This window comes from Selenomonas sp. oral taxon 138 str. F0429, from assembly GCF_000318175.2.
Taxonomy (GTDB): domain Bacteria; phylum Bacillota; class Negativicutes; order Selenomonadales; family Selenomonadaceae; genus Centipeda; species Centipeda timonae.
In genome coordinates this window covers 70,876-88,162 of record NZ_KB290929.1, presented here as the reverse complement: position 1 = coordinate 88,162, position 17,287 = coordinate 70,876, and the positions used below count along the sequence as shown (strand labels likewise).

Here is a 17,287-nt window from a genome sequence, read left to right as displayed (position 1 = left end):
CTTGCTCCACTAGGGTTCGCTTAGGGACATCACAACACATCGTGACAGCAACGGCTGTTTTCTACTCATAGTAGCGCAGCAGACTCTGCGTGCCGTCCGCACCGCCGCCGCGCTCCTCGAGGGTGCGCGCCTCGCGCAGTATTTGTTCCAGTATAGGCAAGGTCATGCCATACTCCTTGGAGGTCTTTGCACCGATCGTCATATCCTTGACGAAGTGTTTTATCATAAATCCGGGGGCAAAGTTCCCATCGAGCGCCATGCGGATCATATTGGACATCTGGAAGCTCGATGCCGCACCGCCAGAGATTGAGGCATAGACCTTCTCAAGATCAAGCCCTGCGGCGCGTGCATAGGCGAATGCTTCGCATGCGCCCGCGAGCGCGCCTGCAACGGCGATCTGGTTCGCTGCCTTCGTCTTCTGCCCTGCGCCTGCCGCACCCTCGTAGACGATGTTCTTACCCATGGCCGCAAAGACGGGCTGCATTGCGTTAAAGTCATCCTCATCACCGCCGACGAGAATGTTGAGCGTGGCATTGCGCGCACCCATGTCGCCGCCGGTGACGGGCGCGTCGAGCGCGTGGATGCCGCGCTTCTTTGCCTCTGCATAGATGCGTTCGGCGAGTGCTGGCGAGGAGGTCGTCATATCGGCGGTGTATGCGCCCGCCTTGAGGTTTGCAAGGATGCCGTCCGTGCCGAGGTAGATCTCCTCCACATCCTTCGGATAGCCGACCATCGTGATGACGGCGTCCTGTCCGCGTGCGCATGCGCCAGGGCTGTCGGCATACTTTGCGCCTCGTGCAACGAGGGCGTCCGCCTTCGACTTTGTGCGGTTGTAGACCGTGAGCTCATAGCCTGCATCCATGAGATGCCCCGCCATTGCCGCGCCCATGATCCCAAGTCCGATGAATCCAATTTTCTTCATTGTGCTTTCCTCCGTTTCGTATCACTTCTCTGCGCTCAGTGTAGCATAAAATCCTGCAAAAAGCAGGATTTTTTTGATGAATTCCGAATTTTATAGGTATAAGAATGATACGCGATACCACGGTATATCAGGAGGGAGGATATCTTATGCGGCTCGAGTTTTTGGGCGCGGCACACGTCGTTACGGGTTCATGCTATCTGCTTCATGTGGGCGACCACAGCTATCTTGTGGACTGCGGCATGTATCAGGGGACGCGCCGTCTGCGTGAGATGAACTATGAGGACTTTCCGTTCAATCCCGCCGAGATCGACGCAGTCTTTCTGACGCATGCACATATCGATCATTGCGGACGCATTCCGCGCCTCGTGCGCGAGGGCTTCCGCGGGAAAATCTATGCGACGCGCTCCACCTGCGATCTCGTCCGCATCATGCTGCCGGACTCGGCGCATATTCAGGAGAGCGATGCAGAACTGTTCAATCGCAAGAACGCGCGCCGCAGCGAAGCGCCCATCACGCCGCTTTATACACAGGCGGATGCATTTGCTTCGCTCGAGCTGTTCGAACCCGTTGCCTATCGTACGCCGCTGCAAGTAGATAATCTGCAGCTCACGTTCCGTGACGCGGGGCACATTCTCGGCTCCGCGATCCTCGAGATCGTAGTGGAGGAGAGCGGGCAGGAGTCAAAGCTTGTCTTCTCGGGCGATCTCGGTCAGCCGAATCAACCCATTCTGCGTGACCCCGAGGCGGTTGCGGGGGCGGATTTTCTGCTTGTCGAGTCCACGTACGGCGATCGCATTCATCGCGACTACGACAAGGAGTCGGCGTTGCTCGAGGTGATCCGCGACACGATGGATCGCGGCGGCAACGTCATCATTCCGTCGTTCGCCGTCGGGCGGACACAGACCCTGCTCTACTATTTCTACAACCTGTGGAAGGCGGGGCGTCTCGACGGAGACATCCCGATCATCATCGATAGTCCGCTTGCAATCCAGGCAACTCGCGTCTTTCTGAAAAACTATGAGGACTTCGACGAGGAGGCAATCGCGTTCTTCGGGGAGCAGGGGACGATTCCCTCGTTTCCGCAGGTACGTATTGCCGAGACGGCGGCGGAGTCACGTGCGCTCAACTCGGCTGAAGGATCAGCAATCATCCTGTCTGCCTCGGGTATGGCGGATGCGGGGCGCGTGCTGCACCATCTCAAGCACAACCTCTGGCGACCCGAGTCCACCGTGCTCTTCGTTGGCTATCAGGCAGAGGGGAGTCTCGGGCGGCGCCTCGTCGACGGAATCAAGCGCGTGCGCGTGCTCGGTGAGGAGATCGCGGTGAAGGCGCAGATCCAAGTGCTCGAGGGCTTCTCCGCGCACGCGGATGCAGAGCAGATCGTGGAGTGGATGCGCTCCATCACGGAGCCACGCCCTGCGAAGGTCTTCCTCGTTCACGGCGAGGGGCAGGCACAGGAGGCGCTCAAGGAACGCATTCAGGAGGAGCTCGGGCTCGAGGTCTATGCGCCCTTCCTCGGCGACATTGTGACGATACAGGGGCGGAGCGCCAACCTCATCCCGTCGAATATCCCGTCCGTCTCGGTCGAGGCGGAGATGGAGGATGTCATGCGCGACTTCGATGCGGAGTACCGTCAGCTGCGCAAGGCGGTCATCCGCACAGTCGTGCGTCAGCCGAAGCTCATGGAGCCGATCATCCGCACGATGCAGAAGGCGCGCAATTATTTCAAGAAGCTCGCCGCGCCGTATAATATTTGAGCTTCATTTAGATTCGTTAGTCAAAAATTGGATATTACGGAACTGTGTGCCTTGCACTTGCATAGTCCTGTGAAATACGTTAAAATAGGGAAGCCTAAAAAGGCTTTCCTATTTAATATGGGTTAATTGGAGAAAATCCGTATGGTTTCATATGGATTCGGATAGGTGGTGTTATTTTGGAATCCCCATTTCGTGTCGGGGTGGATGTCGGTTCAACGACGATTAAGCTGGTTGTGCTCGGGGAGGAGCATGAGATCCTCTACAAGAACTATGCACGGCATTTTTCCGAGATCGGCAAGGCGCTGCAGGAGAATCTGGCGCAGCTGAAGGACGTGGTGGGCGAGGCGAAATTCTCGTTTGCACTCACGGGTTCGGCGGGCATGGGCATCGCGCAGCGCATCGGGCTGCCGTTCGTGCAGGAGGTCGTTGCCTGCGCCTCTGCAGTGCGCCGTCTCATTCCCGAGACGACGACGGCGGTTGAGCTCGGCGGCGAGGACGCCAAGATCACGTATTTTGGCGATGCACCTGAGCAGCGTATGAACGGTGTCTGTGCCGGTGGTACGGGCTCGTTCATCGACCACATGGCGTCCCTGCTCTCGACTGACCCCATTGGACTGAATTCACTTGCAGAGAAGGGAAAGCGCGTCTATGCGATCGCCTCCCGCTGCGGCGTCTTTGCCAAGACAGACATTCAGGCACTCATGAACGACGGCGCGGAGAAAGCGGACATCGCACTCTCCGTTTTTCAGGCTGTCGTCAACCAGACCATCGGCAATCTCGCGCAGGGACGCCCGATCGACGGCACGGTCGCCTTCCTCGGTGGTCCCCTGCACTTTCTCCCGGAACTGAAAAAACGCTTTATCGAAACATTGAAGCTCGATGACGAACACGTCGTCGACGTGGATTACGGCAATTATTTCGTCGCGGTTGGCGCGGCGCTCTCCGACGATGCCGGAGTGACCGATATGCGGGAGATGGAGACGTGCATTGCGCGTGCGGAGGAGGCTGCGGCGGCGGAGACGCGCACGGCAGACTTCACACTGTTCAAGGGTACGGAGGACTATGCGGCGTTCAAGGCACGGCATGACCGTGACCGCGTGCGGCGCGGCAGTCTCAGCGATTACTGCGGCCCAATCTGCATCGGCATCGATGCGGGCTCGACGACGACGAAGCTCGTTGCCATCGGCAGGGATAAGGAACTGCTCCACACGTCTTACGGCAGCAATCACGGTTCACCGCTCCAGTCTGTTGTCAACGCACTGCGGGACTTCTACGCTGTCATGCCCGAGGGCGCATACATCGCAGGCGCGATGACGACGGGCTACGGCGAGGCAATCGTCAAGGCGGCGCTCCACGCGGATGGTGGCGAGGTGGAGACCTTTGCCCACCTGCGCGCGGCGCAGGAGTTCTGCCCCGAGGTCAGCTTCGTGCTCGACATTGGCGGGCAGGATATGAAATGCTTCTTCGTCCAAGACGGTAGCGTAGGCAACATCACCCTGAACGAGGCCTGCTCGGCGGGCTGTGGTTCCTTCATTCAGAACTTTGCCGAGGGGCTTCACATGACCCCGGCGGAGTTTGCGGGCAAGGCGGTGGATGCGAAAGCCCCCGTCGATCTCGGCACGCGTTGCACGGTCTTCATGAACTCGAAGGTCAAGCAGGCACAGAAGGAGGGCGCGGAGGTCGCCGATATATCGGCGGGCATCGCGCTCTCGGTTGTCAAGAACGCGCTGTTCAAGGTTATGCAGCTCAAGGATGTCTCCGCGCTCGGCGACCACATTGTCGTGCAGGGCGGGACGTTCTACAACGACGCCGTGCTGCGCGCACTTGAGAACATCATCGGCAAGGATGTCATTCGTCCCGATATCGCGGGGCTCATGGGCGCATACGGCGCGGCGATCCTTGCACTCGAGGCGGGCACGGAGCGCTCGACGCTGCTCGGCGCAGACGAACTTGGCACATTTGAGACCAAGACCAGCTCCTACCGCTGCGGGAAATGCGGAAACAAATGCCTCATCACGATGCAGCAGTTCCCGAATGGCGAGCGCTACTTCACAGGCAATCGCTGTGAGCGCGGCATCGGCGGTGAGAAGCACGAGGACGATACGCCGAATATCTACAAGTTCAAGTATCGCCGTGTGTTCAAGCACTATAAGTCGCCGGCAGAGCCAAAGCGTGGGCGCATCGGCATCCCGCGCACGCTCAATATGTACGAGGACTTTCCGTTCTGGTTCACGTTCTTTGACAAGCTCGGCTATGGGGTCGTGATCTCGGGCAAATCCTCGCCGCAGCTCTTCTACAAGGGCATGGCGACGATTCCGTCGGACTCGCTCTGCTATCCCGCGAAGCTCGCACACGGGCATATCGTCGACCTTGTCGAGAAGGGCGTCGACACGATTTTTTATCCCTGCGAACCGCATAATATGGACGATAAGCCGGGCTCATCGGCAAATAACTTCAACTGCCCGATTGTCGCCTCCTATGCGGAGAACATCCGCATCAACATGGATATCCTACGCGAGAAGAACATCCACTTTATTCAGCCGTTCCTGCCGATCAACGATCGCAAGCGCATGATCGAGCGCCTCGTGGAGGAGTTTGGAAAGCCCGAGGGCATCGGAAAAAAGGAGATTGCGGCTGCGGTTGATGCGGGCTATGCAGAGATCGAGCAGTATCGTCAGGATGTCCGCGACTATGGTCAGCAAATTCTCGACCGCATTGCAAAGACGGGCGAGCATGCAATTCTGCTTGCAGGTCGTCCGTATCACGTCGATCCAGAGATCAATCACGGCATCCCCGAGATGATCCAGTCCTACAAGCTGCCGATTCTCTCCGAGGATGCGGTCTATCACATCCCCGTGCAGGAGCGGCGCCTGCAGGTCGTCAACCAGTGGAGCTACCACGCGCGCCTCTATCACGCGGCGCAGTTCGTCGCCGAGCACCCGAATGTGACGATGATACAGCTGAGCTCCTTTGGCTGCGGACTCGACGCGCTCACGACGGCGGAGGTGCGCGAGATTCTCGAGTCACACGAGCGCATCTATACGATGATAAAGCTGGACGAGGTGTCGAACCTCGGCGCGGCGCGCATTCGCCTGCGCTCCCTGATTGCCGCGCTCGCGCGCAGGGAGAATCCCGCCTATCACGAGGTGCCCGTCATTGAGCGCCCGCGCTTCACCGAGGACTGTAAGAAGACGCACACGATTCTTGCGCCGCAGATGGCGCCGATTCACTTCGAGCTCTTCCGTACAACGATGCGAAAGCACGGTTATAATGTTGTCATCCCGCCTATGCCGAACAAGGCGTCGATTGATCTGGGGCTGCGCTACGTGCACAACGATATGTGCTATCCCGCAATCGTCGTCATTGGGCAGCTGCTCGCAGCGCTGAAGGCGGGGCTGTGCGACGCGGATCACACGAGCATCGCGCTCTTTCAGACCTGTGGTGCCTGCCGTGCGACGAACTACCTCGGCGTTCTGCGCAAGGCACTGCGCGATGCGGGCTTCCCGAACGTCGCCGTCTTTGCCGTGCGTGGTCTGCCCGAGGAGACGGACAGCTTTGCCTTCAATCGCGAGATGATGGTGGATGCCATCAAGGCGGCGGTCTACGGCGACCTGCTCATGAATGTACGCAACCGCATGATGCCGTACGAGCTTGTGAAGGGCGCGACACAGGCAGTATTCGATAAATGGATGACGCGCGCCAAGGAGGAGCTCGAGCACGGCAGCGTGTTCAAGTTCCGCCGCATGGTGAAGGACATCGTGCGCGACTTCGACCACATTCCCATCGATGAACAGATGTGGAAACCAAAGGTCGGCATCGTCGGCGAAATCCTCGTGAAGTACCATCCCGTTGCGAACAATGATATCGAGAAGGTGCTGATGGGGGAGGGGGCAGAGGTCGTTATGCCGGACTTCGTCGACTTCTTCCTCTACTCTGCATACGATCCGATCGCGCAGCACAAATTGCTCGCGGGATCGTACAAAGATCGCCTCTACGGGCGTATGTTCATCAAGGTCATCGAGTTCTTCCGCGCGCCTATGCGCAAGGCTCTCAAGGAGAGCCGTCACTTCCGTCCACCGCAGTCCATCGACCACACGGCGGAGCTCGCGGCTCGCCATGTCAGTCTCGGCAATATGGCGGGGGAGGGCTGGTTCCTCACGGGCGAGATGGTGAAGCTCATCGAGGAGGGCGTGCCGAACGTCGTCTGCCTGCAGCCGTTCGGTTGTCTGCCGAACCACATCACAGGCAAGGGCGTCATGCACGACCTGCGCAAGGCGTACCACGGCGCGAACATCACGGCGATCGACTGCGATGCAGGATCGAGTGAGGTCAACCAGCTGAACCGTCTGAAGCTCATGCTCGCCGTTGCGAAGGAGCGCCGCCCTGCGGGAGTGGGGGCATCCGCACCAGTGGCGGAGATGGCGCAGAGAAACTAAATATTTATTTGGGAGTTATGCTTTCGGGCGTAACTCCTTTTTTGTTACAAAAACATGTTCCGCGAACAAAAAAACGCGAAAAATTTGTTCGTAAGTATTGACCGAACACCCTTTCTGTGTTATTCTATATCCGAACAGAGGTTTTGAGAATATATATACGGATATACGAAGTTTTTACATAGCGGAGGAGTTAAAGATGAAACGCATCGGTCTTGTTCTCAGTGTATTTGCTCTCATCTGGATGGGCGTCTCCGCCCTTCACCTGACGAATCCATATCTGCGCTCGTCTGATTTCATCGAGGTGTCTGTCATGCGCGGCGAGAACGTCTGGTCAATCGCGCGCAAGTATGCGACGAAGGAGACGATGGCAGAGGAGCTCGAGGAGGCCATCATCGAGGTGAACGGCCTTGCGCCGGATGGTTCTGTTGCTGCGGGACGTCGTCTGCAGATTCCCGTGCTGGAACCCGCAGAGCAGTTGCAGGCGATGGCAGAGCACAAATCCCTTGACACAGTCGCCCGTGCGCCTTATAATGACGTTACCGATTAGGGTGGAAACATATAGCCTTGTCCCTATGGGATGGATTTCCTATCCCAAGGGGCGGGGCTTTTTTGTATTAGGAGGTACTGATAAAATCAGTAGATCCTATATTTTGAAGGGAGAGCGTTTATGATAAAGCTGACACTGCCGGATGGCTCCATACGTGAGGCAGAGGCAGGGACAACGCTGCTGGACGTTGTCAAGGGAATGAGCAACTCACTTGCAAAGAAGGCGCTTGCGGCAAGCCTCGACGGCAAGACCGTCGACCTGACGACACCTGTGACGCATGATGCTGCGTTTCAGGTGTTGACCTTTGAGGATGCGGGAGGGCGTCATGCGCTGCGTCATACGGCTTCGCATATCATGGCACAGGCGGTGAAGCGTCTCTATCCCGAAAGCAATGTGCAGCTTGCCATCGGTCCTGCCATCGAGAACGGCTTCTACTATGACTTCGATCTGGATCGCCAGCTGACGGATGCCGACCTGCGCGACATCGAAAAGGAAATGAAGAAGATCGTCAAGGAGAATCTGAAGCTCGAGCGCCGCGAGATTCCGCGCAATGAGGCGATCGAATATTTCCGCGCAAAGGGCGAGAACTACAAGGTCGAGCTGATCGAGGATCTGCCGGAGGACGAGACGATCACCACCTATACGCAGGGCGAGTTCACGGATCTCTGCGCGGGGCCGCACGTCATGTCCACGGGCAAGGTCAAGGCGTTCAAGCTGCAGAGCATCGCCGGGGCATACTGGCGCGGCAGTGAGAAGAACAAGATGCTGCAGCGCATCTATGGAACTGCGTTCGACAAGCAGGAGGATCTGGACGCCTACCTCAACATGCTTGAGGAGGCAGCGAAGCGCGACCACCGCAAGCTCGGCAGGGAACTCGATCTTTTCAGCCTGCACGAGGAGGGACCGGGCTTCCCGTTCTTCCATCCGAACGGCATGCTCCTGCGCAACGCGATTCTCGAGTATTGGCGCGAGGTGCACCGCCGCTACGGTTATCAGGAGATCAGCACCCCTGTCATCCTGAGCCGCAAGCTCTGGGAGACGTCGGGGCACTGGTTCCACTACCGTGAGAATATGTATACGACCGAGATCGACGAAGAGGACTATGCAATCAAGCCGATGAACTGCCCCGGCTGCATGCTCGTCTATCGCTCGCAGCTGCACAGCTACCGCGATCTGCCGCTGCGCCTCGCCGAACTCGGGCTCGTACACCGTCACGAGCTGTCGGGAGCCCTGCACGGGCTCTTCCGTGTGCGCAACTTCACGCAGGATGACGCGCATCTCTTCGTTACGCCCGATCAGATCGAGGGCGAGATTCAGCATACGATCGACCTCTTCGACGAGGTCTACCGCACATATGGGCTTTCGTACAAGGCGGAGCTGTCGACGCGTCCCGAGGACTCGATGGGCTCGGATGAGATGTGGGAGCTCGCGACGGACGGTCTGCGCAAGGCACTCGAAAACCGTGGTCTCGACTTTATCATCAACGAGGGCGACGGCGCGTTCTACGGGCCGAAGATCGACTTCCACCTGCGTGACTCGATTGGACGCACATGGCAGTGTGGTACGATCCAGCTGGACATGAGCCTGCCCGAGAAGTTCGACCTGACCTACATCGGTGAGGACGGGGAGAAGCATCGCCCCGTCATGTTGCACCGCGTCGTCTACGGCTCGATCGAGCGCTTCATCGGCATCCTGATCGAGAACTATGCGGGAGCATTCCCCGTGTGGATGGCGCCCGTACAGGTGCGCATCCTGCCGATCACGGAGCGCCATGCGGCGTATGCCGAGCGTCTGCGCAAGGAAATGTTCGACCTCGGCTTCCGTGTTGAGGTGGATGACCGCAACGAGAAGACGGGCTACAAGATCCGCGAGAGTCAGGTCAAGAAGACCCCGTACACGCTCGTCGTCGGCGACCAGGAGCAGGAGAATCATACGGTTGCCCTGCGCAAGTATGGCGAGAAGGACAGCACGGTCATGTCGGTCGAGGACTTCATCACGCTTGTGCAGGAAAAAATTGCGACGCGCGCGCAGGAGTATTGACAAGACACCTGCATTTGTGGTAGTATGACTTTCGTTACAAGCAGAAGCCACCGCTTCTCACCTGCGGACAGAATTGTGCGTCGGGTCCAATGAAAGATATTTCATGAGAGTTTTAGGGTGGCTTCGTGCCGCCCTTTTCTATTGCCGGATGGCGTTCTGCGTGCATCCGAACCAGGAGGTGTTCTTGCCATAAGCAGGGAATCTTTGCGAATCAATGAGGAAATCCATATCCGTGAGGTGCGTGTCACCAGCGCGGAGGGAGAACAGCTTGGCATCATGCTGACGCGTGACGCCCTTCGCATGGCGGAGGAGCAGCATCTCGACCTGGTCGAGGTTGCGCCGAAGGCAAAGCCGCCCGTCTGCCGCATCATGGACTTTGGTAAGTTCCGCTATGAGCAGCAGAAACGCGAGAAAGAAGCGAAGAAGAAGCAGAAGACCATCAGCATCAAAGAGGTCAAGCTTCGTCCGAACATCGACGAGCACGACTTCAACGTCAAGCTGAAGAATGCGCTCCGCTTCGTCGAAGAGGGCAACAAGGTCAAGGTTACGATTATGTTCCGCGGCAGAGAGCTTTCTCATCCGGAACTCGGACGTGCCGTTCTCGACCGCGTTGCCGAGCGGATGACCGAGCTTGTGACCATTGAGCGCGGTGCGAAGCTGGAGGGGAAGAATATGACGATGATCCTGTCCCCGAAGGTGCAGAAGCCCGCGAAGACGGCCAAACCCGCGAAGGAAGATAAAGGAGGAAATGGCGATGCCGAAGATTAAAACGCGCCGCGCAGCAGCAAAGCGCTTCAGCGTGACAGGGAGCGGAGAGTTCCGCCGCAACAAGGCGTACAAGAGACATATTCTGGAGAAGAAGACGCCGAAGCGCAAGCGCAACCTGCGCAAGGCTGCTCTTGCCGATACGTCGGACTACAAGCGCATCCGCAAGATGCTCCCCTACGCATAATTGGGGCAACGAACAAAATCCCCATGTGGGTAGGAACTAGGAGGAAATGCAATGCCAAGAGTTAAAAGCGGTGTCACAGCACATCGTCGTCATAAGAAAATCCTGAAGCTCGCAAAGGGCTATCGCGGCTCGCGCAGCAAGCAGTTCAAGAAGGCAAATGAGACCGTCATGAAGGCGCTCTACTATGCGCGCCGTGACCGTCGTGCGAAGAAGGGGACGTTCCGCCGTCTCTGGATCGCCCGTATCAACGCGGCTGCCCGCGCCAACGGTATTTCGTACAGCCGCCTGATGGCAGGTCTGACGAATGCCGGCGTCGAGGTCAACCGTAAGATGCTTGCCGACCTCGCCATTGCCGATGCGGCTGCCTTCACGCAGCTCGTCAATGTGGCGAAGGAGAACCAGTAAGAAGAGGATGAGCCTGATGAATGCAACGATTCATCAGGCTCTTTTTTGCGATGAAGAACATACAGATAATTACAAGTGCGGCAAATCCCATCATACGCCTCACATCAGCCGTCGTGCATACGCAGCGCCGCGCGGCAAAAGAGGGACTCTTTACAGTCGAGGGGCTGCGTCTCGCCGAGATGGCGGCGGTATCCGACTGGCAGATTCGTCACGCGCTCGTGACAGAGCGTGGACTCGCCGGGGAGCGCATGCGAGCGCTTGTGGAGCAGCTGATTGAACGAGGGACGCCCGCCGCGCTTGTCACGGAAAATATCTTTGCGACGCTTGCCGAGACGGATAATCCGCAGGGTATTCTCCTACTTGTGGAGCGTCGTAAGACACAGAATTTGGCTGATCTGCCGCAGGGCAGAGATGGGGAAGAGCCGCCGCTCTACATCGCGCTTGACCGTGTGCAGGATCCGGGCAACGTCGGGACGATCCTGCGAACGGCGGACGCTGTGGGCGTGACAGGTGTTATCCTCCTGCGCGGCTCGGCAGACATATACAGCGGCAAGGTTGTCCGCGCGACAATGGGATCGCTCTTTCACGTTCCCTTCGTCACGGGAGTGACAGCGGCGGAGCTCGCGGGCTTCGCGCAGAAGGAGGGGCTGCAGTTCCTTGTGACCTCGTGCGATGCGGGTGCGGAGACACATTTTTCCGCAGATTTTCGGCGCGGCAGCATTATTGTCTTCGGCAATGAGGCGAACGGTGTATCGGAGGAGATTCTGATTGCCTCGCAGCATATCTACATTCCAATGCGCGGCGCTGCCGAGTCCCTCAATGTATCTACGGCAGTAACTGCCGTTCTATATGAGGCGCTGCGTCAGCGACTTACATAACAGCATATGAAAGGGGCTTGATCTACGTTCAGACCAAGCCCCTTTGTATACATTTTAATTTGACAGCAGAGACAGCAGTCGATCCTTCGAGACGAGCCCGATGCACTCTTCAATCATCTCCCCGTCCTTGAAAAAGAGAAGGGTGGGGAGGGTCATCACGCCATATTTCTCAGCAAGATCCTGCGCGTCGTCCACATTGAGCTTGCAGATCTTGATCTCCGGATGTTCTGTGCCCAGCTCCTCAAGAATAGGCGTGAGCATGCGACAAGGCGTACACCACGTCGCCCAAAAGTCGACGATGACAAGCTGATCTGCCTGCAGCACCTCGGCATCAAATGTTTCACTTGTGAGTTCGATAAAGCTCATTTCCCGCATCTCCTTCGCAATAGATTACAGCGTATTTCGTCCATCATAAACAAAATACATTTCTTTTTCAAGGGCTGCTCAGCAAAAAAGTCCGAAAAACTCTCATTCCCGTGCGAATCCCATGTGGCGGGCTTTTGTTCGGTTGCGCATCAACGAGAAAAGGTATATAATGTCGAGAATAGGGCAATTGTGTCGTGGATGAAGATCGGAATGCGTGAAAAAGAGAGGGAAGGGAATATGAGCGGAAAGAAGAGAATCGCGCTGAGCCCCGTGCTCAAACAGCATAAGTTCATCTTTGATCTGATGAAGAACACGTCCTCTGATTATACCTTTATGATGGATCCAAACGCCGGCACTTTTCTTGCGGCGCCGGCATTTGTTCAGGCGTATGACCTCCCCGCAGAGACTCTGGAGAACATTGCGGAGGTGCTGAGTCCGCTCGTCTATATGCAGGATCGCAAGCCTCTCGCGGCGCTCTTTTCCTCATTGGACGATCTCTCGGACGGGCGCGAGCGCCAGCTCGACTTTCGCATGCGGGATGCAAAGGGCGATTATTCGTGGCTGCGGCTCAAGGGAAAGATCGGCACTTCCGTGGATGGAACGCCGAATCTCTTCGTTGGGACGATCAGCCAGCTCGCACGGCGCAACTCGGCAGACGCCGTTACGGGGCTGCTCAACCGCTACCAGTTCACTGTGGATCTTGGAGCGGCGCTGCGTGAGGCACGAGAGACAGGAGGGGGCGGCGGCCTCCTCGTCATGGGGATCGACAACTTCCGCACGGTCAACGAGGCATTCAACCACGAGATCGGCGATATCATCCTGCGCCAAATCTCGGAGCGTATCCTTCAGAATATCCCGCGCAAGCTCTCCCTCTACCGCCTCGATGGCGATGAGTTCGGGCTCATCTATCCGGGTGCCGATGCGGATATGCTGACAGAGTTCTTCATCCGCGTACAGCGCGAATTCGCCCATCCGCAGGTCTACGATGGGCGTCAGTACATCGTTACCGTCTCGGCGGGCATGGTCTTCTACCCGCAGTCGGCGCGCGATCCGCTCGTCCTGCACAAATACGCACAGGCGGCACTCGATGCGGCAAAATCGGGCGGAAAGAACCGCATCAATGAGTTCTCGAAGGAAGTATACAACCGCTGGCTGCGTTCGCTGACAATACAGGAGCAGATCCTGCAGGACGTGAAGGCGGGCTGCCGCAATTTCGAGCTCTACTTCCAGCCGCAGGTGGCGGGTGACGATCAACACATTGTCGGTGCAGAGACCCTGCTCCGCTGGAAGAATAGCAAGGGTCGCATGGTCGCACCGATGGAGTTCATTCGCATTCTCGAGGAGACGAAGACGATTGTGCCCGTCGGCCGCTGGATCTTCGAGCAGGCGCTGCGCGTCTGCAAGGAGTGGCGTCAGCGCATTCCCGATTTCCACATGAGCGTCAACATGAGCTACGAGCAGATCAAGGATCTCTCCTTCCTCGAGTTCGTGGAGGACTGCCTGCGCCGTCACGATATGCCCGCAGATGCCGTCGTCCTCGAGCTCACGGAGAGCAGGATCGTCAGCGATCTGAAGTTCGTCAACGCGCAGTTCGACGCATTCCGCAGATGCGGGATCAAGGTCGCGATGGATGACTTCGGCACGGGCTACTCCTCCCTCTCCTCGCTGAAGAATCTGAGCTGCGACATCGTGAAGATCGACCGTGCCTTCGTCATGCGCATCCTCGAGAACCACTTCGATCAGAAGCTCGTCGAGTATACGGTGGATCTCTGCCACAGCATTGGCATGACGACTTGCATCGAGGGCGTGGAGACGCAGGAGGAGTACGACTGCCTCGTAAAGATCTGCAAGACGGACACGATTCAGGGCTACCTCTTCGGGCGCCCCGAGCCGCAGGATGTATTTGAAAAGAAGTTTTTGGGTATGTAATGGCAAGAGTAAAGACGGAGGAAGGGCTGAGCCTCCTCGGGGAGCAGCGCACGGACTACGGTTACGACTATGCGCCCGAGGCGCTTGAGACCTTTCAGAACAAGCATACGGATCACGATTACTGGGTGCGGTTCAACTGCCCCGAGTTCACGACGCTCTGCCCGATCACGGGACAGCCGGACTATGGGACGATCTACATCTCCTATATGCCCGCAGAGCGCATGGTCGAGAGCAAATCGCTGAAGCTCTACCTCGTGAGCTTCCGCAACCACGGGGATTTTCACGAGGATGTGGTGAACGTCATCATGCGTGACCTCATCCGCCTCATGGAGCCGAAATACATCGAGGTGCAGGGGAAATTCCTGCCACGCGGCGGCATCTCGATCGACCCCTACGTGAACTACGGTCTGCCGGGCACGAAGTACGAGGAGCTGGCGTGGGAGCGCCTCTCCATGCACGACCGCGTGCCCGAGCGGGTGGACAACCGCTGATGGCGCGGCAGAAACGAATCGCCCTCATCAACGACATCACGGGATTCGGGCGCTGCTCGGTGACGGTGCAGCTGCCGCTGATCTCCGCGATGCGCGTACAGGCATGCCCGCTGCCGACGGCGATTCTCTCGGTGCATACAGGCTTTCCGAATCACTACCTCGACGACTATACGGAGCGCATGCACCCCTACATGGAGAATTGGGCGGCGAATGAGCTCGACTTCGACGCGATCCTGACGGGCTTCCTTGGCTCGGAGGCGCAGATCGACCTTGTGCTTGACTGCATTCGCATGTTCAAGGCAGATGATACGCGGGTGATCGTTGATCCCGTGATGGGGGACAACGGAAATCTCTACTCCTCCTATACGCCAACGCTCTGCGAGAAGATGCGCCAGCTGCTCCCCTATGCGGACGTTGTGACGCCGAACCTCACGGAGGCGTGTCAGCTGCTCGGGGCGGACTATCCCGCTGACGGCATTGTGTCGGAGGATGTGCTCGCAGAGATGGCGGCGGCAATCGCGGCGATGGGGCCGCGCTCTGTTGTGATTACAGGGCTGCATGCGGGCGACTATGTGCGCACCTATCTCTATGAGAATGGCGTCGGACGCTCCTTCGACAATCCGAAGATTGGGCGTGACCGCTCGGGTTCGGGCGATGCCTTTGCGGCAATCGTTGCAGCGGCGCTCGTGCGCGGCATTCCGCTCGAGGAGGGGGCACGGCGCGCGGCGGAGTTCATCGGACACTGTCTCGACTACGCAGAGCAGCTCGATCTGCCGTGGAACTACGGGCTGCCCTTCGAGGAGTTTATGGGAGAGCTGACGGCACTATAAGCAGGGGCGCCCCTATCGGCTCGTTGCACTCGCCACTTCCCCCGTTGCGACGGGGGAAGCTAATATGCTGTAATGCAAAGCCTCCCCCGTACGACACGGGGGAGGGGGACCGCGTGAGCGGTGGTAGGGGCGCTTTGGGCGTCTGGACAAGACAAACAAAAGGCTGCTGCACTGGTCAAAAGACTTCATGCAGCAGCCTATTTCTGTGTATGATAGGAGAATCTTATGATTGTATATGCGACACATGCGGGCGGGCGCTACCTCCCCATCGAGGAGAGTCTGCGCGAGCAGCCGGAGGGAAAGCGCGCCGTCTATGTCAACATCACGAATGACTGCAACTGCGACTGCGTCTTCTGCTTGCGTAGCATGAAGGAGATGGCGCGGGAGTCCTCCCTGTGGATCGAGCAGGATCCGTCGATCGAGGAGATCATTGCAGAGCTTGACCGCCTGCGGTGGGAATACGTGCGTGAGGTGGTCTGCTGCGGCTTCGGCGAGCCGCTCATTCGTCTGGATACGGTACTCGCCGTTCTGCGTCATGTGAAGGAACACCATCCCGAGGTTGCGACGCGCGTCAATACGAACGGGCTCGGGGAACTTGAGCACGGCTTTGAATTTGCCGACCGCTTTGCGGGGCTGCTCGATACGATCTCCATCAGTCTGAACGCCTCGAATGCAGAGCGCTATCTCTCACTCACGCGTTCAAAATTTGGCATCTCCTCCTATGAGGCAATGCTGACCTTTGCCGAGCACTGCAAGCCCTACGTGCCGAACGTCGTGCTTACGGTGGTGGAGAAGGTCGAGAACGAGGAGGAGATTGCGCGGTGCCGTGCGATCTGCGCCGAACGCGGGCTCACCCTGCGTGTGCGCGTGTACGAGGACAGCTGATTACAAAGGCTTTGCCCCGTAGAGCGGCGTGCGCTGATCCATCGCTGCAAGGAGGCGCGGAACGGGCAGGATCCGCAGGAGCAGGAGGCATATGACAGCCTCGGGCACGAGGTAGGTCGCATTGAAGACCAGAGAGTAGAGATAGGGGGACGTATCGGGCGGCGCATACGAGCCGAAGAAGACCACGCCCGAGATATAGTGACAGAGGAACCGCGCCGCAAAGGCGAGCGTCGCGCCCAGATAGATGCGCCCCGGCACAGCGGCGGCAATCGCCAGCGCCATATAGGGCAGGGGATAGTCGAAGAGCACTTGCAGGGGATGCACGATAAAGGCGTCTTGCATGAGATTTATCATGCCGTAGACGAACCCCGCCAGACAGCCGATGCCTGCGCCATACCGATAGGTGAGGAAGAGCAGCGGCACCATCGCACCGAGTGTGACACTGCCGCCCTGCGGCATATGGAAGAGTCGCAGCTGATGGAGCACGATCGTCAGCGCCAGCATGAGCGCGACATTGATGAGCATGCTTGTCGTGAAACGGATGCGGCGCATCTGCAGATAGCCGAAGATGAAGACGAGTACCGCGAGCAGTGTGAAGAGACTGGTCGGCTGCGCCAGCAGCTCTGCCGCGTTCTTGATGAGTGTGTCCATGGATACCTCCTTGGTCGCTGTGTCATGTGTTTGCAATCCACTATAGCATACTATAAAATGCCGCCCTCTTCAATTCCGATGAACCCTTGAATCTACCGCAAAAGATAGATTTTTTCAGATAGATATGGTAAACTGAGCATTGGTATTTTTATCGAAACAACGGAGCAAATGCACAGTAGCACCGCTTTTCGTGCACAT

Annotated in this window: 15 protein-coding genes and 1 other annotated feature; of the genes, 12 read left to right on the top strand and 3 right to left on the bottom strand. The window is 57.8% G+C overall.

Annotation, left to right across the window (positions count from 1 at the left end; genetic code table 11):
• Positions 1-61: 61 nt before the first annotated feature.
• Entirely contained in the window at positions 62-922 is an 861-nt protein-coding gene (locus HMPREF9163_RS01060; RefSeq protein WP_009439768.1) for an NAD(P)-dependent oxidoreductase, read from the bottom strand.
• Between the two features lie 146 nt (positions 923-1,068).
• Here HMPREF9163_RS01060 and HMPREF9163_RS01055 point away from each other — a divergent pair, with 146 nt between their 5' ends.
• From HMPREF9163_RS01055 to HMPREF9163_RS01020, 8 genes are all read left to right on the top strand, one after another.
• Complete coding sequence (locus HMPREF9163_RS01055) at positions 1,069-2,679, top strand: MBL fold metallo-hydrolase RNA specificity domain-containing protein (protein ID WP_037345563.1); 1,611 nt, start codon at positions 1,069-1,071, stop codon at positions 2,677-2,679.
• A gap of 176 nt (positions 2,680-2,855) precedes the next feature.
• Positions 2,856-7,115: a 2-hydroxyacyl-CoA dehydratase gene (locus HMPREF9163_RS01050; protein WP_037345562.1), complete on the top strand. Its 4,260-nt coding sequence runs from the start codon at positions 2,856-2,858 to the stop codon at positions 7,113-7,115.
• A gap of 196 nt (positions 7,116-7,311) precedes the next feature.
• Positions 7,312-7,662 (top strand): LysM peptidoglycan-binding domain-containing protein, encoded by a 351-nt coding sequence (locus HMPREF9163_RS01045; RefSeq protein WP_009439765.1) that lies wholly within the window; start codon positions 7,312-7,314, stop codon positions 7,660-7,662.
• A gap of 120 nt (positions 7,663-7,782) precedes the next feature.
• A complete protein-coding gene (gene thrS, locus HMPREF9163_RS01040; RefSeq protein ID WP_009439763.1) occupies positions 7,783-9,702 on the top strand; it encodes a threonine--tRNA ligase in 1,920 nt (639 codons plus the stop codon).
• Between the two features lie 32 nt (positions 9,703-9,734).
• Positions 9,735-9,848: a sequence feature (ribosomal protein L20 leader region), on the top strand.
• A 58-nt stretch (positions 9,849-9,906) separates the two neighbouring features.
• On the top strand, positions 9,907-10,470 hold the full coding sequence (infC, locus tag HMPREF9163_RS01035; protein ID WP_009439762.1) for a translation initiation factor IF-3: 564 nt from the start codon (positions 9,907-9,909) through the stop codon (positions 10,468-10,470).
• Positions 10,457-10,654, top strand: a complete 198-nt coding sequence (gene rpmI / locus HMPREF9163_RS01030; RefSeq protein ID WP_006693988.1) for a 50S ribosomal protein L35 — start codon at positions 10,457-10,459, stop codon at positions 10,652-10,654. Before infC ends, rpmI begins: the two co-directional genes overlap by 14 nt.
• Positions 10,655-10,705: 51 nt before the next feature.
• Positions 10,706-11,059, top strand: a complete 354-nt coding sequence (gene rplT / locus HMPREF9163_RS01025; protein ID WP_009439760.1) for a 50S ribosomal protein L20 — start codon at positions 10,706-10,708, stop codon at positions 11,057-11,059.
• 20 nt (positions 11,060-11,079) lie between these two features.
• Positions 11,080-11,937: an RNA methyltransferase gene (locus tag HMPREF9163_RS01020; protein WP_009439759.1), complete on the top strand. Its 858-nt coding sequence runs from the start codon at positions 11,080-11,082 to the stop codon at positions 11,935-11,937.
• Between the two features lie 54 nt (positions 11,938-11,991).
• Here HMPREF9163_RS01020 and trxA read toward each other — a convergent pair whose 3' ends face one another.
• Positions 11,992-12,303 (bottom strand): thioredoxin, encoded by a 312-nt coding sequence (gene trxA, locus HMPREF9163_RS01015; protein ID WP_037345558.1) that lies wholly within the window; start codon positions 12,301-12,303, stop codon positions 11,992-11,994.
• Between the two features lie 237 nt (positions 12,304-12,540).
• On the opposite strand from trxA, the gene HMPREF9163_RS01010 reads away from it, so the two are divergent.
• The 4 genes from HMPREF9163_RS01010 (at position 12,541) to HMPREF9163_RS00995 (ending at position 16,438) form a co-directional block, all read left to right on the top strand.
• Positions 12,541-14,232, top strand: a complete 1,692-nt coding sequence (locus HMPREF9163_RS01010) for a bifunctional diguanylate cyclase/phosphodiesterase (RefSeq protein WP_037345556.1) — start codon at positions 12,541-12,543, stop codon at positions 14,230-14,232.
• Positions 14,232-14,723, top strand: a complete 492-nt coding sequence (gene queF, locus HMPREF9163_RS01005) for a preQ(1) synthase (protein WP_009439756.1) — start codon at positions 14,232-14,234, stop codon at positions 14,721-14,723. The genes HMPREF9163_RS01010 and queF overlap by 1 nt, the downstream gene beginning before the upstream one ends.
• On the top strand, positions 14,723-15,553 hold the full coding sequence (locus HMPREF9163_RS01000; RefSeq protein ID WP_009439755.1) for a pyridoxamine kinase: 831 nt from the start codon (positions 14,723-14,725) through the stop codon (positions 15,551-15,553). The genes queF and HMPREF9163_RS01000 overlap by 1 nt, the downstream gene beginning before the upstream one ends.
• 225 nt (positions 15,554-15,778) lie before the next feature.
• Positions 15,779-16,438, top strand: a complete 660-nt coding sequence (locus HMPREF9163_RS00995) for a TatD family nuclease-associated radical SAM protein (protein ID WP_009439754.1) — start codon at positions 15,779-15,781, stop codon at positions 16,436-16,438.
• On the opposite strand, the gene thiT is transcribed toward HMPREF9163_RS00995, so the two are convergent.
• On the bottom strand, positions 16,439-17,089 hold the full coding sequence (thiT, locus tag HMPREF9163_RS00990; protein WP_009439753.1) for an energy-coupled thiamine transporter ThiT: 651 nt from the start codon (positions 17,087-17,089) through the stop codon (positions 16,439-16,441). It lies immediately after the preceding gene.
• Positions 17,090-17,287: the final 198 nt, after the last annotated feature.